Raw genomic sequence first — 16,062 nt, 5'->3', positions numbered from 1 at the left:
GATGGTTCAAAAACTATCGGGAAACCATTTGCACATGAGCAAAATCTCTTTGCACGAGGATCAAAAAATGACTGATCTCTGCGCAAACGACCTAGAGCCAGCAACTCTCGTCGAACAGGCAAGGGAATGGGCTATCGCGCTCTGGGAGCGTGCTGAAGGTCTAGAAAGCATGGGCAGCGAAAACGCCCGCCACACTGCCGCCCGGTGGGCCGGTGTGACGCCGGGCCTGCTGTGGAGCCTGCGCTATAGGCCGCCCGCCAGCATCGACGCCTCGCCCTACCTGAAGCTCCAGAACACATACAACCGGCTGATCAAATCGGTGGAGGGTAAAAGTGCCGAGAACCTCATCGCCCTCAAAGCTCTCCCGACTACTCCGGCTCGTGCGCGGCTTATCGCTCAACTGGAGGAGTTTCTGGGAATTGTGGCGAGCGAGGAAGCACGGCCAGCTTCCGAACGAGCCGCGTGAGAAGCCGCGAGGACCGGATGAATGAAACCGCTCCGCCGCCCCCAGATCACGCAGTGCGAAGGCAAGCGGGCCTACTCAACCTGGCGTCTCGCTCGGGATGCCCGAGGACCATCTGACCGTCTCGACATTTATCGCTGCCCGCACTGCGGACAGTTCCATCTCGGAAACAAGCCGAAGGGGCAGGGGCGTCCTAAGCCTCCTCCGCCGGCGATCGAACTGGAGTTCTGATCTTGAACCGTAAAACACACACAGAAGGCCCATGGGATCTCGTGCTTGTTGGTGACAGCATTCAGAAGTTCACCCCGGCCTCTTCTGGCATGTCCATCCTGACGCTCGTTGAAGAGGGCAGCAGCACTTTCGCATGCGTTTTAGAGGAAGCCGACGCTTGGTTGATAGGCGCGTCACCAGAGTTGCTAGAGGCCGCTGAGCACATCGTCGCATCTCGCTCCGATACCTACAAAGCTCGGAACGGCCGCGACATGGGCATCCAGGACGAGTCCGGCGAGAAGATGTGGATCGTCCCCTTCGAAGAAATGCTGGCGTTAGAGGCGGTAATTGCCAAGGCAAGGGGCCGGTCATGACCCTCTCCATGCCCAAAACCCGCCAGCTCCACTCCAAGCAAGAAGCCGTAAAGGCCCAGCTGAAGAAGTTTCTCAGAACCAAGGGCTGCACGACCAAGACGAAGCGCCAGGCTGCGGTCGAGAAAGCGTCGGTGAAGCTGTGACCGATCCTTGGGTGCACGTCGTCAACATTTCCGGCGGCAAGGACAGTGCCGCGCTTTATCTGCTCGCTCTTGAGCGGTTGGAGGCAAAAGGCCGCGCGTTCATGCCTGTCTTTGCTGACACTGGTAACGAACTTGAGTGGACGTACGACTTCGTCAGAACGCTGGCCATCAAAACCGGTGGTCCGGAGACCCGCTGGGTGAAGGCTGACTTGTCCAGCAGGGTCCTCGCCAAGCGCGATGTGGTGCTCGGCAAATGGGTCAAGGAAGGCGTGCCTTCCGACATAATCGAGAGGGCGCTAGCGGTTCTTACTCCGACCGGCAACCCTTTCCTCGATCTTGTGCTCTGGAAGGGCCGCTTCCCGTCGACGAAAGCTCGCTTCTGCACCGAAGAGTTGAAGGTCACGGGCCGATCAACGAGCAGGTGTACCGGCCCATTGTTGATGCAGGGCGGCAGGTTGTTTCCTGGCAGGGAGTGCGCGCAGAAGAGAGCCTGGCCCGGTCGTTGTTGCCCGTGTGGCAGCGGCTCGAGCAAAATGACATTCCGTCATTGGCGTATCGGCCTCTGCTTCTTTGGACGCTTGCCGACGTTTGGGCGATGCATGAGAAGCATGGACTGGCCAGAAACCCGCTCTATGAAAAAGGTATGGAGCGTGTGGGCTGCATGCCATGCATCATGGCCAAGAAGCAGGAAGTGGCCGAGATTTCTCGGCGCTTTCCTGAGCACGTCGAGCGGATCGCTGAGTGGGAATATCTCGCGGGTGAGGCATCCAAGCGTGGTGCCACCACCTTCTTCTCCTACGACAAGACACCCGGGGCCCACACCTACGACAAGACGATAGCAGCGCCTGGCATCAGGCAGGTTGTGGAGTGGGCGCAGACCGACAAAGGCGGCCGTCAGTACAACCTAGAAACATTTCTGGAGTTCGGCACCGCCTGCAACCAGTGGGGTGCGTGCGAATGAGTGCGGCATCTGCACGTGGGTTGTTCCGCGCCACCGGCAAGACATCGAAGCCCGTACCGCAGCTACTCGATGGCGAGTGGTCGAAGGTCGATACGCTCGAGCGCGAAAAGGATGATTTCTATCCGACTCCGCCTGAGCCTACCCGTGCCCTGCTGCATGCCGAAATAGATCGCCTCCGCGAATTTCGGTTTGTCTGGGAGCCGGCTTGCGGCGATGGCGCCATGGTGCGCGAGATGGAAGCACTCGGCCTGACCGTGATCCGGAGCGATCTGGTCGACCGCGGCTGCGGCGCTAACATTGCCGACTTCTACAGCTTCACTTCCGGCCCGAAAGCCATTGTCACCAATCCGCCATTCTCGGAGTGCGGCTGGGGCAATGGCAAGGCGCGCTGGCTAAAGCATGCCCTCGACACTCTGGACGTCGACTGCATGGCGCTGCTGATGAACTGGGGTTGGCCTGGTGCTGGCGGCCTTGCGCCATTCTACGCCGCCCATCCCCCGGCGCGAGTCTACCTCATGCGGTGGAAGATCGATTTCACCGGGCAAGGCGCCCCGCCGATGCTCAATGCCTGGTTCGTCTGGGACAAGCAGCACCAAGGCGAAACCGTCCTTCGCATGCTCGACCGCAAGGACGCCCGGCAGAGTGAACTGTTCGGGAGCGCAGCATGACCATCTCCGTCATAGGCGCTGGCACCAACCGTGCAGCGTACAACAAGGATTCTGCTCTGGTCGCCCGACGCCACCAGCAGGTCATCGACAGTTTCCGTGAAGGCGTGTGTATCGACGACATCGCGGCAGAAACTGAATTTAGCCCAAAGCATGTGCGGGCCATCCTGACCCAGACCGGTGAGGATGTCCCAGGCGTTGTTCCGGGAGGCACTGATCGCATTTGGGATCTCGATGATGACGCCCGGCGGATCGCTTTCGCGCGCCGTGCTCAACGAGGCGCTCGTAAGGCCCTAGGCCAAAGGGGCCGGCCTCCGAAGACAAAGCCCCAGCTCGTTGCGCCTGTTGCTCGTGCGCAGGTGCCGCAGCCGGTGCCGGCAGAGGTCCAGACGTACCGGCCAGACAGTTCGCGGATCGTTGCCGAAGTGGCTGCCGAGCATGGCGTTGCTGTGAAAGATATTCTTGGCCGCTTCCGCGACAGCAAGGTTGTGACCGCCAGGCACGAAGCAATCTGGCGCATCAGGCAAGAGACACGCCTCAGCTTCCCGCAGATCGGCCAGAAGTTCAGCCGCGACCATTCGACGATCATTCACGGCTACAAGCAGCATGAGCGGCGGATGGCGTCAGAGCAGCGGGGCGATCAGCAATGACGCCCGACGGACGCGAGATCATCCGTGCAGGCTATGCCGCTGGCCGGCCGGTTGCTGACATAGCCCGGGACTGCCAGAGCACACCCGGATCGGTGAAGGTCATTGCGCACCACATGGGCATCAGACATCCGAATTACGGAAAGCGGCCGAAGCCTCATCGCCCCGGACGGTTGAGCTTCGCGGGCAAGGACAAGAACGAACTGCGCTGGGGTGGCAAGACCATGACCGGAGCTCTTCGATCATGAGCATTCAAGCAGTCGCCTTTGTCCTCGACACCGATGTGCCGGAAGTCGCCGCCAAGATGCTCATGGTGTCGCTGGCGAACGCGCACAACCACACAACGGGCCTTTGCTGCCCCTCAATTGCGCGGCTGGCAGCTGAGAGCAGCATGTCGCGTCGCAGCGTCCAGCGGTGGCTGAAATGGCTTGTAGATCAGAACCTGATCGAGGTGGTCTGTAAGGCTGACGCGAGTGGTCGGCAGCAGGCAAACGAGTACCGGATTGTCGGCTTCTCTAGGGGTGCCAAATTGACACCCACCCCCAAGGCCGGGAGTGCCACTGCTGTCACCCCGAGGGTGACACTGTTGGCACGGACGAGGGTGTCACTGGTGGCGCGCCTCTAAAGAAACCGGAAGAATACCGGAAGAGCGAACTGGAACGCGAGAGCGTGTCGTTTGAGGAAGCCTATGATGTGTTTCCACAGCGGCCTGGTGCCAACCGGACGGAAGCTCGACGCGAATTCGATCGGCTGTCGGAAGACGAGAAGCTGCGCCTCTACACCGCAGCGCTCCGCTTCGCCCAGTGGCACATCGAGGACGCAGCAGCCCGCAACGTCTCCCCTGAAAGCCAGCTCCAGTTCCGGCCCGGCATGGGCAAGTGGATCCGGACGGCGGCCTGGGTGGAAGCACTGCATATTCCGTTGAAGTCCGATCCGGTCCCGCCGCTGGCCAACGGATTGGTCGTGGTGCCGCCTGATCATCCAGACTTCCAAGCGGTGGCACGGCTTCGCGCAAAGACTGGCGGCAAAGTCGTCATTGGCAAGTCTGGCAACGGCACCTTCCGCATCGAAGAAATCGAACAGGCGAGGGCTCAAGCATGAGCGTCTCAGTGCAGCAGCGGCTCGACCTCTTGAAGGATGAACTTCGCGAGCTCGAGCGTGGTGGCTGGATGCCAGAGGGCATCAGAACCAGAGCAGCCAGAGTGCGTCGGCAGATAGCGATGCTGACAGAAGATCAACGGGCAGGGGCCCAGGCAGAGAAGAGGGAATAGCGATGGCGTGGACAAAATTTGTAGCACCGCAAAAGGCATCAACCGGTACCGGGGTCACCGCCTCGTTGCGGAAGGGCAAGACCGGCGCGGCCAAGATGAACTTCACCATTCGGCCAGACTTGGCTGTCCAGTTCGGCTGGGGTGCCGGTGACAAGCTGGAAGTCATGGTAGGCGAAGGTGAGCACCACGGCTTGGTGCGGTATCGGAAAAACAACTCGGTCGGTTCGGTCGATGTCGTCAAGCGTGCGGGCGTTCACGACAGCCACTATTTCACGCTGACGCTCGGCCACCTATCTGCCTACGTCGATCGCAGTGAGCCGAAGCGTTGGATCAATGCGGAGGTCGTCGAAGATGGCTGGGTCGAGTTTGTTCTGCCCAGTTGGGCAGATGAGACCGCGCCGCGCAAAACCGGCCAGGCTCCAGCTCAGACCGTCCCAGCGTCGCGTGCAATTGCCGAAGCTGCCAACTTCAAGCGCCCGACACGCAGCGTAACCGCAGGCATGATGGGTGACCCGCCGGCAGGCCGCAGCGCACTTGCAGAAAAGCAGGGGGCGTAAGCGATGGCGAGAGCAGGACGGAAGCGTAAGATCGGCGTGTTGCGAGAGAAGAACGGCAAGCCCAGCCGCGCCGGCAAGCGCATCACCACAGAGCAGGAGAACATGCGGGCTGCGGTAGAGTACCGGCAGAGCGTGTTCGGACTGTCTCCCAAAGACGCAATGGACCAGAAGGCATCGACCGTTCACGGTCGGCTGTGCCTTCAGGGCGCCATCAGCCAGGCACAATGGCAGGCAGCCGAGAACTGGCTCGATATCGTCAATGCGATGTCGGCTGCCCTCCAGTCACCTCGTGGGTTCAAGACGGCCGGCAGCTGCACGCCCATGACCATCTCGGAAGAACTCGAAGCAGCCAAGTATCAGGCGATCAAAGACGCTTACGACAAGGCCAATGATGCGATCGAGGACCATGCGCCGGTGGAAGAGTGCAAGGCGCGGCTAATCGCGATGCGAACGATCGTGATCGAGGGTGTTGATCAGCCCAGCATGCACGGCACCTTGCGGACTGCGCTCAATGGTCTCGCAAAGCACTTTGGATTGGAGAGTCGAAGCAAGGCCGCTTGACAGCTACTGCGAAGCAGTAGAATGTCCGTAATGCAGGGTGACGAATTGTAGTCACCAGATGGGCTCGCTTCGGCGGGCCTTTATTTTTTTGCTGTGATGTCTTGATAGGACCTGATGGTCCAACCGATGGCCTCTGCCTCTGCAATTGTTGTTTGCATGTCTTCCTCAGCTACCGTTGGGTTTCGGGTGTTTAGCTTAGGCAGAAGCCGGGTAACGCGATCCCAGTAGTGTGCGTAAATCATTCCACTGTTCGGTTTAACGTACGTGTCTGGCAGCGCTTGCTCTTCACCATCGATTAGTTTGTAGACAGACGAGTGCCCCACCACCTCGTGTCGATAGGCGGACACCACGCCAAAAGGCACCACCTGTCCCTGGTACTGGATGAAGATGGGCGCTCCCGAGTAGCCAGGGTTATTAAAGCCATCCAAAATCATGGTTTGTACGCCGCCTAAGTCGACGGTTCCGCTAAAAACGCCTTTCTAACAAGCGGGGTAGAAAAGCCGTTCATCCCTTTTATGGTGTTGCTCAGGCCGTGCGGGAACCCAAGAAACATCATCTCTTGTCCAAGCTGAATGCTTGTGAACTCGTCGTCCTTCAGTGGGAGCAGCCAGCTCAATCGAAAGTTTGTTGAGCTGAAGATGCACACGTCAGATCCGTCTTCCGCAAAGACGATGTCATTTATCTCTACTAAGAACGGATCAGCTCCACTTCTGGCGAATCCGATCTTGTCCCCGGACCATGCGCCCTTGAGTACATGCGCCGCGCTCACGAAGTAGGTTCCTTTGGAGTCGGCCCACGAAAAACATGTGCCGCGGCCGCCGGTGAAGATGCAATTGAAGACGGCGGCGACGTGAAATTGACTGGCAACTAATTCTGTCGGCATTTGAAGATCTCCCAAATTTCTCTTCTTAACACCTTGACGGTAATCTTGCAGGAGCTACCGATGCTTCATCTTCGTGAAGAGCGGATGGCCGACCATTTCGTAAAACACCACGTTGAAGGCCTTCCGGCCGCCGCGGTGTTTCACCAGTTTAACCAGGCCGATTATGGCGACCCGCATGATCATCCCTGGCCGTTCACCAGCTTCGTCATCAGCGGCGGCTATATGGAGCAGGTGTTCCAGTTGGATGGATCGAGCGAGATGATCCTTCGCGAGCCCGGTCAAAGCTTCCAAATTGCGGCGAACCACATTCACCGCATCGTCGATCTGCCGTTGGGCCAGTGCACCACGATCATTCTGCCCGGTCTGCATGAACGGAAGAGCGGCTTCTACCAGTTCCGCGACAGGCGCGCCTGGCATCGCTACTGGGATCAAACGGTGTTCCAGCCCCTAGCTGGCTGATGTTTTTGAAGTTCTGAAGCCAAAGTCAGCAGCAGGGTATACCTACTCCAGCAAACTTCGAAGTTGCCGAGTCGCCAGAGCAATATGCGGCGGAATTGGGTGATCTGACCGGTAAGCAGCAACCATGCGCCGCCCAATGCCAAGCAACTTTGCCATCTGATCCAGGGTTGCGTTGAGCTCTTTCATCGCACCCTTAAACTCTGGACCGGTCATGGTTCCGAGCTCATCGGCGACGGCTTGATTCAATCTACAAACTTTTACCATGTCGGACCTCCTGAACAGATAGTGCGTGCGATGCACCACAATCGACCAGTTCGGAAAACTACGTATGGCTAGGCTTTGGGCTGAGAAACGGGACTTTAACACAGGCGTTCCTCATGAACCTTGGTCGGTAGCGCCCGTTGGCGGCCATTGATCAAGGGAGCTGCAGCATGAGCCGAGGAATACTGATTGCCGTTGTGATTGTCGTCATCATCGGCGTGGCGGCAGCCGGTATGAGCTACTTCCAGTCCACAGGACTAGAGCAAGGGCAGCCGGAAAGCGTCAGGCCAGAATAGAGCCTGTGCCGAGGTTCGTTGCTAATCGGAGCAGGGTAAGCAATGGCGCTGAAGGTACTCAAGCCTAAGCTGACCAAGCTTCCGCCCCGCCTAGCCACACCGCGTGAGCGCCGAGACATGAAGTACAGCCCAGACGCAACGGTGCGCGGCTGGTACCACTCGACCCGGTGGCAGAAGCTCAGGCAGGCAGTGATCGAGCGCGACCTCTATACGTGCCAGCACACTGGCGTAATCCTCACCGGCAAGGCGCCGGCACCGACCAGCCCTGTCGTCCACCACAAGGTGCCGCACAAGGGCGATGAGCAGCTGTTCTGGGACATTAACAACCTCGAAGCCGTGTCGAAGGAATGGCACGATAGTGAGGCGCAGAGGGAAGAGCGGGGACTACATCGATAACCCTGAGCACTGCTTAGCCACCCCAATGGCTAAGCGAGGGTTCGATGCCATGTCCTTGTTGAAGGCAATCAAGGCTGCTGTAGTCGTCGCAACACAACTCTCGTAATCAGTTCGTCTGATTATGTGGGCAGTGGCCAAAAGCAGCGCCGAAAGAAACACTACAACGGCCAGCAGCTTTGCATCAGCTGTCATCGAATCCCCCAATACGTCTGCTTCATCCTGCCCTCTCCTCGCCTCAGCAGCCAGCGATCAAGTGGTGGGGGCATCTGAAAGTCTGGAAGGTCTTCGCCTTCCGCACCCGCGTCCCCCTCACACAGAGATTTTTTCCATTGTGGAAGTTTGCAACTGCAAACCAAGGTGCAAACTACAGTGCCAAAGCGTAAGCAAAACAAAGCCATAGACTGGGCTGGAGTGGAGCGCGACTACCGTGCCGGTGTGATGGGTGTTCGCGAGATCGCCCGCTGGTACGGCATCAGCGACACCGCCGTGCACAAAAAGGCCAAGGCAGAAGGCTGGGAGCGCAAGCCAAAGCCGGAAAGCCCCTTCGTCCAAGCGAAGACGCAGCGCACCGTGCAAGCCGAGATCCTGCCGCCACCGAGCATCAAGCCCGAAGCGTTGAGCGATCGGGCCCGGGGCATCGCCGGCCGAATGCTCGACGAACTGGAGTCGGTGACATCGCATCTCGGCGAGTTCGAAGAGCTCATCTGCAACGAAGAGGGCGATCCTCGCCGTCGTCAGGCGTTGCTCAGGGCGATTTCATTGGCCGAGCGCGCATCGACGTTGAAGAATTTGGCCACGGCCATGAAGACGCTGAACGAAGCCGCGGCGCCGCCGGGCGGGAAGAAGGACGAGCTGCAGCGCCGCGCTGAAGAGGTTGCCAGCCGGTTTGGCCGGCGACCGCAGATCGCTGTCGACAACACTAAATGATGGAATGGACTACGGCCTGCCCTGACTGGGAACGACGCATCGTTACCGGTCGGAGCCTGGTGCCGTTCAAGCCACTGTTTCCGCACGAAGCCGCTGAAGCAGTTCGCATCTTCAAGGAACTTCGCATCGTCGATGTGCCCGGTCAGCCGACGTTCGGTGAAGCGTGCGAGCAGTGGGTGTTCGATTTCGTGGCAGCCATCTTTGGCGCTTACGATCCGGACACAGGCCGGCAGATGATCCGCGAGTTCTTGCTTCTGATCAGCAAGAAGAACACGAAATCGACCCTGGCAGCAGGGATTATGGTCACCGCACTGCTGCTGAACGAGAGGCATTCGGAAGAGCTGCTGATCTTGGCGCCGACGATCGAGGTCGCGCAGAACAGCTTCAAGCCTGCAGCGGCGATGGTGCGCGCGGAGCCTGAGCTTGAAGCCTTGCTTCACGTCCAGGACCACATGCGAACCATTACGCACCGAGTGAACAAGGCCGCGCTGAAGGTGGTCGCCGCCGACTCGGACACCGTGTCGGGCAAGAAGGCGGGCAGGGTGCTCGTCGATGAACTGTGGGTGTTTGGCAAGCGGCCTCATGCAGACGCGATGCTGCGCGAAGCGACCGGCGGCCTGGTGTCGAGGCCGGAAGGCTTCGTGATCTACCTGTCGACGCAGAGCGACGAGCCGCCAGCGGGCGTGTTCAAAGCGAAGCTCGACTACTATCGCGATATTCGCGACGGCAAGATCGAGGACAAGAAGAGCTTCGGGCTCCTGTACGAGTTCCCGCCCAAGATGCTGGCTGCGGAACAATACCTAGAGCCGGAAAACTTCTATGTCACCAACCCGAACATGGGTCGGTCGGTCGATCAGGAGTGGCTTGAGGACGAGCTAAAGAAGGCTTTGGATCCGGACGCGCGGCGCGTGTTCCTCGCCAAGCACCTGAATGTCGAAATCGGCATGAACCTGCGGGCGAACCGATGGCCAGGTGCTGACTACTGGAAAAAGGGCGAAACGGCAGAAATCGGCTGCACTCTGGCCGATCTCGGCGCCTTCCTCGACATGTGCGAGGTGGTGGTGCCGGGCATCGACGGTGGCGGCCTCGACGATCTTTACGGGCTGACGCTGGTAGGTCGGCACAAGGTCAGCAAAGACTGGATTTCGTGGACCCACGCCTGGGCTCACATGGGCGTGCTGGAGCGGCGCAAGAGCATCGCGCCGCGGCTGCTGGACTTCAAGAAGGCCGGTGAGCTGACAATCGTCAGCGACGAGCTCGAGGACATTTCGGCTATCATCGAGATCATCCGCGACATCAAGGATCGCGGGCTTTTGGCATGTGTGGCAGCCGACGCTGCTGGTCTCGGCGAAATGGTCGAGGCTCTGGCAGAGATCGACGTTACTGACGATGCGGGCCTGATCATCGGCGCCCCGCAGGGCATCATGATGATGAACGCCATCAAGACGACTGAGCGCCGGCTAGCAAATGGGACATTCAAGCACGCGGCCTCGCCGATGATGGCCTGGTGTGTGGGCAATCTGAAGATTGAAGCGACGGCGACAGCGATCCGGGCGACCAAGCAGAATGCTGGCGACGCCAAGATCGACCCGATGATGGCGCTATTCAACGCCGTCACGGTCATGGTGAGGAACCCCGAAGCTCAAGGCGGCCCGTCGGTCTACGAAGAGCGCGGAATGAGGATGATCTAGCACGATGGCTATCTTCGACTTCCTTCGCCGTCGTTCCGCGCCGGCGGGAAAAGTCGATGTGCACGCGTCCAGCATTGGCGGCGTGTTTCTGGGCCTGGATGACCCTCGGCTCATCGATTTGATGCGTAGTGGGGACGCGTCTTCGTCTGGCGCGACGGTCAATGTTGAAAGCGCCATGCGCAACACATCCCTTTTCCGGGCCGTGTCGCTCATCTCTTACGCTATAGGCATGCTGCCGCTGCAGCTCATCGACGAGCAGACGAAAGAAAAGGCCACAGGGCATCCGCTCTACCGGCTACTGCACCGTGAGCCAAACAACTATCAGACTGCATTTGACTTCCGGACGCTGATGCAGCTTCGAGCCCTGGTAAAAGGCAACGCCTACGCTCTGATCATCCGCTCCAAAGACGTTAGAACAGCCAAGCCGAAGGTCGTGCGACTCGTCCCTCTGGATCCAGATAAGGTTTCCATCGAGCAAAACGACGACTGGTCGATCAGCTACACTTATCGGCCAATCCAAGGTGCGGCTCGGGTCTACAAGGGTGAGGAAGTTTTCCACCTTCGCGGTCTGTCACTCGACGGCATTTCCGGCCTCTCAATCGTAAAGCAGGCACGAGACGCGATCGGGCTTTCCATCAGTGCGGAACTTGCTGCGAGCCGCCTGTTCAAGAACGGCGCCTTCGTCGGCGGAATGCTGAAACATCCCGGCAAGCTTTCCGACCCTGCCTTTGAGCGGCTCAAGCAGAGCATAGCCGAAAAAGAAGGTGCGGAAAACGCCGGCAAGACGCTCATCGGAGAAGAAGGGCTTGAGTGGGTCTCGATCGGTCAGAATGCGCGGGATGCGCAGCTGATCGAAGTCCGGAGGATGCAAGTCGAAGAGATTGCTCGAGTCACCGGTGTTCCGCGGCCGCTGCTGATGGTTGACGAAACCAGCTGGGGGTCTGGGATCGAAGCTCTTGGCCGGTTCTTCGTCCAATATGCCTTGGGACCATGGTTCGAAGCCTGGCAGCAGGCGGCCGAAAGGTCGCTGCTTCTTGACGATGAGAAAGACCTCTTCTCGGTAAAATTCAATCCAGCCGCGCTTTTGCGGGGATCGACCAAGGATCAAGCCGACTTCTTCGCGAAGGCTCTGGGCACGGGGGCGCCCCTGGCTGGATGTCGCAGAACGAAGTGCGCAGCATCAACGATATGCCAGCTACCGCCGACGGTGACACCGTAAGCAAGGGTGTCATGGGCACGAAGCCAACCAACAATGGAGGCCAGGATGGCCAAGCATGAACTGCGGGTTTTTGCCAAAGCTCGCCCTGGCGCGATGCCTCTGCCGGCTAGCCGGGCAGTGTCTGCGCTGACCAAACCTCAGGTTTTCGACAAGTGGTCTGCAGACGCCGCTGGCATTCGTCCCACGGCTATCGAGCAGGGCGACAACATCATCACCATGTTCGATGTGATCGGGGAAGACTTTTGGTCTGGCGGCGGGATCACAGCGAAAAAGGTTTCGGCTCAGCTTCGCGCGATCGGTGACCGGCCCGTCGAAGTGCAGATCAATTCACCCGGCGGTGACATGTTTGAAGGCATCGCCATCTACAATGTCCTTCGCGAACATTCTCAACCCATCACCGTGAAGGTCATGGGGATGGCCGCTTCTGCGGCCTCGATTATCGCGATGGCCGGCGACACAATCGAGATCGGCGCCGCGTCATTCATCATGATCCACAATTGCTGGGTGCTCGCCATGGGTAACCGGCACGACATGCGCGAGACGGCGGACTTCCTCGAACCCTTCGACCAGGCAATGGTCGATGTCTACGCACAGCGCTCGGGAAGCGAAGCTGCTGACGTGGCCAAATGGATGGACGATGAAACCTTTATGTCCGGATCCATGGCTATCGAACGCGGCTTCGCTGACGCGCTTCTCAATGCTGACGAGGTCAAGGTCGACGAAAACGCCCAAGCCCGGGATCGTCAGGTCAACGAAGTGCGCGCGCTCGAGCTCGAACTAGTTTCTGCGGGGCATACTCGCACCGAAGCTCGCGCTCGTATCAACAAGATCAAGGGCACGCCCGGCGCTGCCCTCAATGAAGCCACGCCTGGCGCTGGCGCCGACTGGTCGGGACTTTCCGGCCTCCTCGCAACGCTTCAGTCCTAGGAGGACCATCATGAAGCACTCTCCCGCGCTCGCCATTCTGGCGGGCTCGACGGCGCTCGCCCCTTGCCGCGTGCCGTCACTCCTTTCGGCATTCGTGCCGACGCAAACGATCCGGCCGCCATGATCTCGGCGCTGCAGAAGGCATTCGAAGACTTCAAGGCCGCTCACGAGGAAAAGCTCAAGGGCAAGGCCGATGTCTTGCTCGACGAAAAGGTCGAGCGGATCAACGATGCCGTCGGCAACTTTCAGTCCACCATCGACGATCTGAATGCAAAGATCGCTGCTTTGAAAGCCAACAGCAGCGACCCTGTTCTCGGCGACCTTCCTGCGACGTCGCCGGAGTATTTTGCCGCTTTCAAGGCGCATATGCGTCACGGCACTCCCAGCTCCGCTCTAACAAAGAGCACGGACGGTGAAGGCGGCTATGTTGCACCGGTGGAATGGGATCGCACGATCACCAACAAGCTCAAGCAGATCTCTATGATCCGCCAGAATGCTCGTGTAATTTCGATCTCGGTCGCCGGGTTCAAGAAGCTGTTCAATGATCGTGCAGTCGGATCCGGCTGGGTCGGCGAAACGGCATCGCGGCCGGCAACGTCTACGCCGACCTTTGGCTCGCTCGATTTTTCTCCTGGCGAGCTCTACGCAAATCCAGCGATCAGCCAGCAGTTGCTTGATGACGCAGCAATCAACCTCGAAGAATGGCTGGCAAACGAGGTCGACACCGAGTTTGCTCGCCAAGAAGGCATCGCCTTCCTTTCGGGTGATGGCACCAACAAGCCTTATGGCATCCTGACGTATGTGACCGGTGCTGCAAATGCTGCTCGCCACCCCTGGGGTGCCATCAAGGCAGTGAACACCGGCGCTGCCGCGGCACTGACCGGCGACGGCTTCATCGATCTAATGTACGATCTGCCGTCCGAGTTCGCCGCTCGTGCCAAGCTCTACATCAACCGCATGTCGCTCGGCGCTGCACGCAAGCTGAAGGACGGCCAGGGCAACTACCTATGGCAACCATCGTATGTCGCTGGCGAGCCTGCAACTCTGAACGGCGCTCCGATTGTCGAAGTTCCTGGCATGCCTGGTGTTGCTGCCGGCAACATCTCGGCACTCTATGGCGACATGGAAGCCACTTACCTGGTCATCGACCGTATCGGCATCTCGGTATTGCGCGACCCTTACACCAACAAGCCGTTTGTCCACTTTTACACGGTCAAGCGTGTTGGTGGCGGCGTCTACAACCCAGAGCCGATGCGCGCGCTGAAGATCGCCGTCAACAGCTGATCCATCAGTTCGGCGACTTCGTCGCCGAGCCCCTATTCCTTTTGATCCCAGGAGGCCTAAATGGCCGCAAAGAATTCTTCGCCGAAAACACCGGCGCCGGAGCAGCAGACTGCTGACATTGCTCCGGCTACCACCTTCAGCCCGTCCGGTGCGCCTGAGCAAGTGGTACCAGACGTCAATCCGAACCATCCTGCCGTGGACAACAATCCTCGCGAGGGCACCACGATCGATCAGAACAAGATCGACTTTAACGATCCGACCAAGTCGGACGAAGATGCAGTCGCCGACAATCTGCGGAAGCAGGACGTCAATGTCGCTGACAAGAATCCCCGCGACAGCAAGTCCGAGGACTAATCCATGGGCAACGTCGTCATCGCCACTCTCGGCCCGCTCTACTCCATCGACGAGGTCAAGGAGCACCTGCGCGTCGAGGGCGACGATGACGACACGCTCATCGAGGCCATGATGGATGCTGCCGAGCAGCAGGTGCTCCAGTACTGCAACATCTCCCTGGTCCCGCATGGTAAAGAAGCGACGTTCAAGGTCGCTGCGCTCATGGCGATTTCAGCAATGTACGATAAGCGTTCCGGCAATGCCGAAGCTGAGTTGCCGGCGTCGTCGCGCACGTTAATCAATCCATACCGCTGGTTGCGCGTGTAATGGATTCCGGGGACTTTGATCGCCGCATCACCCTCCAGCGGTACGGCACAACCTATAATGAGTTCAATGAGCCAGAAAGCGGCTGGACAGATCTCGGCAAACGCTGGGCTTCGAAGGAAGATGTCAGCGATGGAGAGAAGGTTAGGGCTGCCCAGGTTGGGGCTTCTGTCTCTGCGCGATTCCGCGTTCGCTATGATGCCTTGACCAAGACGCTGACCGCTGCTGATCGGCTGATCTGCGAGGACGTTGAGTACCAGATTTCCGGCACCAAAGAGGGCGATGGCCGCCGACGCGAGATCGAGATCACCGCGGCGCGCTCAAATGACAATCTGGTGCCAGTGGAGCCGGCGCCGTGAAGACCGTCGTCAAGGTCGAGGGTCTCCGCGAACTCGATCAGGCGCTGTCACAGTTCACCCCAACAAAGCGCCGGGCCATCGGCCGCGTGGCGCTCGACAACGCCGGGGAAATTACTGCCAAGGCGGCGCGAGCTTTGGTGCCCGTCGATAGCGGTGGCCTGCGAGAAAGCATAGAAGTCGGCGGCACGCTTTCCCGGGCGCAGAAGTCACAACACAACAAGCGAGCAGAACAAGAACGTTTCGTCGGACCTGACGGCCGGCCTCAGGGGCACCTTCGCGAATTCGGTGGCGACGGCAACCCGCCCCAGCCGTTCATGCGGCCTGCCTGGGATCAAACAAAGGACGCGGTGCTGCAGCGCATCCAGGACGAGCTTATCGTCGGGATCGAAAAGGCGGTGCAGTCTGCGGCGCGTCGAGCGGCAAGGGGGAAATGATGCAGAAAGTCCTTGCGAACCTTCTGCTGGACCATCCGCCGCTGAAGGATCTGATCAGCACAAATTTGCACTGGGATACGATGGTGCAGGGCGCTCCTTTGCCGAACATAGTCATGTTCGTCGTGTCGGGTGTTGCTGATTACACTATGGCAGGACCCAGCGGGTACGTTAAGACGCGCGTCCAGTTCGACAGTCGGGGGCTTACATCGGCCCAAGCGCGATCTGTAGCAAATGCCTTGCGAGAACGGCTCTCCGGATTCCGCGGACAATACAGCGGCTTTCAATTTCTCGGATGCTTCGAAGAGAGCCAGCGGACACGCTTCGACAAAGACGGCAACGTGACCTGGTTCACCGACAGCCGAGATTACTTCCTTCATTGGGCTCCGGCCTGACGTAGCCCAAGCGCGCCGTGGGCTG

Annotated in this window: 26 protein-coding genes and 1 pseudogene; 24 read left to right on the top strand and 3 right to left on the bottom strand. The window is 59.3% G+C overall.

Features of this window, described 5'->3' with window-relative positions:
- The 11 genes and pseudogenes from G5575_RS18255 to G5575_RS18205 form a co-directional block, all read left to right on the top strand.
- Nucleotides 1-466 (top strand): annotated as a pseudogene (locus G5575_RS18255) (hypothetical protein); the annotation flags it as partial.
- Between the two features lie 230 nt (nt 467-696).
- Nucleotides 697-1,047: a hypothetical protein gene (locus G5575_RS18250; RefSeq protein ID WP_164535568.1), complete on the top strand. Its 351-nt coding sequence runs from the start codon at nt 697-699 to the stop codon at nt 1,045-1,047.
- Nucleotides 1,044-1,190 carry a hypothetical protein gene (locus G5575_RS20830; RefSeq protein WP_164535567.1) on the top strand — a complete coding sequence of 49 codons (147 nt, stop codon included), beginning with the start codon at nt 1,044-1,046 and terminating at the stop codon, nt 1,188-1,190. The genes G5575_RS18250 and G5575_RS20830 overlap by 4 nt, the downstream gene beginning before the upstream one ends.
- Nucleotides 1,191-1,611: 421 nt before the next feature.
- The gene (locus G5575_RS19635) at nt 1,612-2,151 is read left to right on the top strand and encodes a phosphoadenosine phosphosulfate reductase domain-containing protein (RefSeq protein WP_207633252.1); all 540 of its coding nucleotides are present in this window, start codon (nt 1,612-1,614) and stop codon (nt 2,149-2,151) included.
- Nucleotides 2,148-2,819: a hypothetical protein gene (locus tag G5575_RS18235; RefSeq protein ID WP_164535566.1), complete on the top strand. Its 672-nt coding sequence runs from the start codon at nt 2,148-2,150 to the stop codon at nt 2,817-2,819. The genes G5575_RS19635 and G5575_RS18235 overlap by 4 nt, the downstream gene beginning before the upstream one ends.
- Nucleotides 2,816-3,466, top strand: coding sequence for a helix-turn-helix domain-containing protein (locus G5575_RS18230; RefSeq protein ID WP_164535565.1), 651 nt, complete (start codon nt 2,816-2,818; stop codon nt 3,464-3,466). The genes G5575_RS18235 and G5575_RS18230 overlap by 4 nt, the downstream gene beginning before the upstream one ends.
- The gene (locus G5575_RS18225; RefSeq protein ID WP_164535564.1) at nt 3,463-3,711 is read left to right on the top strand and encodes a sigma-70 family RNA polymerase sigma factor; all 249 of its coding nucleotides are present in this window, start codon (nt 3,463-3,465) and stop codon (nt 3,709-3,711) included. The genes G5575_RS18230 and G5575_RS18225 overlap by 4 nt, the downstream gene beginning before the upstream one ends.
- The gene (locus tag G5575_RS18220) at nt 3,708-4,088 is read left to right on the top strand and encodes a helix-turn-helix domain-containing protein (protein ID WP_164535563.1); all 381 of its coding nucleotides are present in this window, start codon (nt 3,708-3,710) and stop codon (nt 4,086-4,088) included. The genes G5575_RS18225 and G5575_RS18220 overlap by 4 nt, the downstream gene beginning before the upstream one ends.
- 44 nt (nt 4,089-4,132) lie before the next feature.
- A complete protein-coding gene (locus G5575_RS18215) occupies nt 4,133-4,564 on the top strand; it encodes a hypothetical protein (RefSeq protein ID WP_164535562.1) in 432 nt (143 codons plus the stop codon).
- Nucleotides 4,565-4,829: 265 nt separating this feature from the next.
- Nucleotides 4,830-5,291: a hypothetical protein gene (locus G5575_RS18210; RefSeq protein ID WP_164535561.1), complete on the top strand. Its 462-nt coding sequence runs from the start codon at nt 4,830-4,832 to the stop codon at nt 5,289-5,291.
- 3 nt (nt 5,292-5,294) lie between these two features.
- Nucleotides 5,295-5,852 (top strand): hypothetical protein, encoded by a 558-nt coding sequence (locus G5575_RS18205; RefSeq protein WP_164535560.1) that lies wholly within the window; start codon nt 5,295-5,297, stop codon nt 5,850-5,852.
- Between the two features lie 80 nt (nt 5,853-5,932).
- Here G5575_RS18205 and G5575_RS18200 read toward each other — a convergent pair whose 3' ends face one another.
- Both G5575_RS18200 and G5575_RS18195 read right to left on the bottom strand, forming a co-directional pair.
- Nucleotides 5,933-6,286, bottom strand: coding sequence for a hypothetical protein (locus G5575_RS18200; protein WP_164535559.1), 354 nt, complete (start codon nt 6,284-6,286; stop codon nt 5,933-5,935).
- Between the two features lie 14 nt (nt 6,287-6,300).
- Nucleotides 6,301-6,735, bottom strand: a complete 435-nt coding sequence (locus G5575_RS18195; RefSeq protein WP_164535558.1) for a hypothetical protein — start codon at nt 6,733-6,735, stop codon at nt 6,301-6,303.
- Nucleotides 6,736-6,795: 60 nt separating this feature from the next.
- On the opposite strand from G5575_RS18195, the gene G5575_RS18190 reads away from it, so the two are divergent.
- On the top strand, nt 6,796-7,194 hold the full coding sequence (locus G5575_RS18190) for a cupin domain-containing protein (protein ID WP_164535557.1): 399 nt from the start codon (nt 6,796-6,798) through the stop codon (nt 7,192-7,194).
- Between the two features lie 42 nt (nt 7,195-7,236).
- On the opposite strand, the gene G5575_RS18185 is transcribed toward G5575_RS18190, so the two are convergent.
- The gene (locus G5575_RS18185) at nt 7,237-7,458 is read right to left on the bottom strand and encodes a hypothetical protein (RefSeq protein WP_164535556.1); all 222 of its coding nucleotides are present in this window, start codon (nt 7,456-7,458) and stop codon (nt 7,237-7,239) included.
- Nucleotides 7,459-7,625: 167 nt separating this feature from the next.
- Here G5575_RS18185 and G5575_RS21320 point away from each other — a divergent pair, with 167 nt between their 5' ends.
- The 12 genes from G5575_RS21320 (at nt 7,626) to gp17 (ending at nt 16,037) form a co-directional block, all read left to right on the top strand.
- Nucleotides 7,626-7,751: a hypothetical protein gene (locus G5575_RS21320; RefSeq protein ID WP_268904459.1), complete on the top strand. Its 126-nt coding sequence runs from the start codon at nt 7,626-7,628 to the stop codon at nt 7,749-7,751.
- Between the two features lie 42 nt (nt 7,752-7,793).
- Nucleotides 7,794-8,147, top strand: a complete 354-nt coding sequence (locus G5575_RS18180; RefSeq protein ID WP_164535555.1) for an HNH endonuclease — start codon at nt 7,794-7,796, stop codon at nt 8,145-8,147.
- 411 nt (nt 8,148-8,558) lie between these two features.
- On the top strand, nt 8,559-9,074 hold the full coding sequence (locus G5575_RS19630) for a hypothetical protein (protein WP_207633251.1): 516 nt from the start codon (nt 8,559-8,561) through the stop codon (nt 9,072-9,074).
- Nucleotides 9,074-10,765, top strand: coding sequence for a terminase large subunit (locus G5575_RS18170; protein ID WP_164535578.1), 1,692 nt, complete (start codon nt 9,074-9,076; stop codon nt 10,763-10,765). Before G5575_RS19630 ends, G5575_RS18170 begins: the two co-directional genes overlap by 1 nt.
- Nucleotides 10,766-10,769: 4 nt before the next feature.
- Complete coding sequence (locus G5575_RS18165; protein WP_235936129.1) at nt 10,770-11,984, top strand: phage portal protein; 1,215 nt, start codon at nt 10,770-10,772, stop codon at nt 11,982-11,984.
- Between the two features lie 45 nt (nt 11,985-12,029).
- Nucleotides 12,030-12,911: a head maturation protease, ClpP-related gene (locus G5575_RS18160; RefSeq protein WP_164535554.1), complete on the top strand. Its 882-nt coding sequence runs from the start codon at nt 12,030-12,032 to the stop codon at nt 12,909-12,911.
- Nucleotides 12,912-13,031: 120 nt separating this feature from the next.
- Nucleotides 13,032-14,195: a phage major capsid protein gene (locus G5575_RS18155; protein ID WP_164535553.1), complete on the top strand. Its 1,164-nt coding sequence runs from the start codon at nt 13,032-13,034 to the stop codon at nt 14,193-14,195.
- A gap of 60 nt (nt 14,196-14,255) precedes the next feature.
- Entirely contained in the window at nt 14,256-14,549 is a 294-nt protein-coding gene (locus G5575_RS18150; RefSeq protein ID WP_164535552.1) for a hypothetical protein, read from the top strand.
- A gap of 3 nt (nt 14,550-14,552) precedes the next feature.
- The gene (locus G5575_RS18145) at nt 14,553-14,855 is read left to right on the top strand and encodes a head-tail connector protein (protein ID WP_164535551.1); all 303 of its coding nucleotides are present in this window, start codon (nt 14,553-14,555) and stop codon (nt 14,853-14,855) included.
- The gene (locus G5575_RS18140; RefSeq protein WP_164535550.1) at nt 14,855-15,211 is read left to right on the top strand and encodes a phage head closure protein; all 357 of its coding nucleotides are present in this window, start codon (nt 14,855-14,857) and stop codon (nt 15,209-15,211) included. The genes G5575_RS18145 and G5575_RS18140 overlap by 1 nt, the downstream gene beginning before the upstream one ends.
- Entirely contained in the window at nt 15,208-15,645 is a 438-nt protein-coding gene (locus G5575_RS18135; RefSeq protein ID WP_164535549.1) for an HK97-gp10 family putative phage morphogenesis protein, read from the top strand. Before G5575_RS18140 ends, G5575_RS18135 begins: the two co-directional genes overlap by 4 nt.
- Nucleotides 15,645-16,037 (top strand): tail completion protein gp17, encoded by a 393-nt coding sequence (gene gp17, locus G5575_RS18130; RefSeq protein WP_164535548.1) that lies wholly within the window; start codon nt 15,645-15,647, stop codon nt 16,035-16,037. Before G5575_RS18135 ends, gp17 begins: the two co-directional genes overlap by 1 nt.
- The last annotated feature ends 25 nt before the right edge of the window (nt 16,038-16,062 follow it).

Source organism: Devosia aurantiaca, assembly GCF_011058215.1.
Lineage (GTDB): Bacteria > Pseudomonadota > Alphaproteobacteria > Rhizobiales > Devosiaceae > Devosia > Devosia aurantiaca.
The sequence above is the reverse complement of the archived record's forward strand: the minus strand, read 5'-3'. Positions and strand labels throughout refer to the sequence as shown.

Excerpts from the sequence above, each read along its gene's own strand:
- G5575_RS20830 (WP_164535567.1), top strand. The coding sequence starts at position 1,044 with ATGACCCTCTCCATGCCCAAAACCCGCCAGCTCCACTCCAAGCAAGAA.
- G5575_RS18235 (WP_164535566.1), top strand. The coding sequence starts at position 2,148 with ATGAGTGCGGCATCTGCACGTGGGTTGTTCCGCGCCACCGGCAAGACA.
- G5575_RS18230 (WP_164535565.1), top strand. The coding sequence starts at position 2,816 with ATGACCATCTCCGTCATAGGCGCTGGCACCAACCGTGCAGCGTACAAC.
- G5575_RS18225 (WP_164535564.1), top strand. The coding sequence starts at position 3,463 with ATGACGCCCGACGGACGCGAGATCATCCGTGCAGGCTATGCCGCTGGC.
- G5575_RS18220 (WP_164535563.1), top strand. The coding sequence starts at position 3,708 with ATGAGCATTCAAGCAGTCGCCTTTGTCCTCGACACCGATGTGCCGGAA.
- G5575_RS18210 (WP_164535561.1), top strand. The coding sequence starts at position 4,830 with ATGAACTTCACCATTCGGCCAGACTTGGCTGTCCAGTTCGGCTGGGGT.
- G5575_RS18205 (WP_164535560.1), top strand. The coding sequence starts at position 5,295 with ATGGCGAGAGCAGGACGGAAGCGTAAGATCGGCGTGTTGCGAGAGAAG.
- G5575_RS18200 (WP_164535559.1), bottom strand. The coding sequence starts at position 6,286 with ATGATTTTGGATGGCTTTAATAACCCTGGCTACTCGGGAGCGCCCATC.
- G5575_RS18195 (WP_164535558.1), bottom strand. The coding sequence starts at position 6,735 with ATGCCGACAGAATTAGTTGCCAGTCAATTTCACGTCGCCGCCGTCTTC.
- G5575_RS18190 (WP_164535557.1), top strand. The coding sequence starts at position 6,796 with ATGCTTCATCTTCGTGAAGAGCGGATGGCCGACCATTTCGTAAAACAC.
- G5575_RS18185 (WP_164535556.1), bottom strand. The coding sequence starts at position 7,458 with ATGGTAAAAGTTTGTAGATTGAATCAAGCCGTCGCCGATGAGCTCGGA.
- G5575_RS21320 (WP_268904459.1), top strand. The coding sequence starts at position 7,626 with ATGAGCCGAGGAATACTGATTGCCGTTGTGATTGTCGTCATCATCGGC.
- G5575_RS18180 (WP_164535555.1), top strand. The coding sequence starts at position 7,794 with ATGGCGCTGAAGGTACTCAAGCCTAAGCTGACCAAGCTTCCGCCCCGC.
- G5575_RS18170 (WP_164535578.1), top strand. The coding sequence starts at position 9,074 with ATGGAATGGACTACGGCCTGCCCTGACTGGGAACGACGCATCGTTACC.
- G5575_RS18165 (WP_235936129.1), top strand. The coding sequence starts at position 10,770 with ATGGCTATCTTCGACTTCCTTCGCCGTCGTTCCGCGCCGGCGGGAAAA.
- G5575_RS18160 (WP_164535554.1), top strand. The coding sequence starts at position 12,030 with ATGGCCAAGCATGAACTGCGGGTTTTTGCCAAAGCTCGCCCTGGCGCG.
- G5575_RS18155 (WP_164535553.1), top strand. The coding sequence starts at position 13,032 with ATGATCTCGGCGCTGCAGAAGGCATTCGAAGACTTCAAGGCCGCTCAC.
- G5575_RS18150 (WP_164535552.1), top strand. The coding sequence starts at position 14,256 with ATGGCCGCAAAGAATTCTTCGCCGAAAACACCGGCGCCGGAGCAGCAG.
- G5575_RS18145 (WP_164535551.1), top strand. The coding sequence starts at position 14,553 with ATGGGCAACGTCGTCATCGCCACTCTCGGCCCGCTCTACTCCATCGAC.
- G5575_RS18140 (WP_164535550.1), top strand. The coding sequence starts at position 14,855 with ATGGATTCCGGGGACTTTGATCGCCGCATCACCCTCCAGCGGTACGGC.
- gp17 (WP_164535548.1), top strand. The coding sequence starts at position 15,645 with ATGCAGAAAGTCCTTGCGAACCTTCTGCTGGACCATCCGCCGCTGAAG.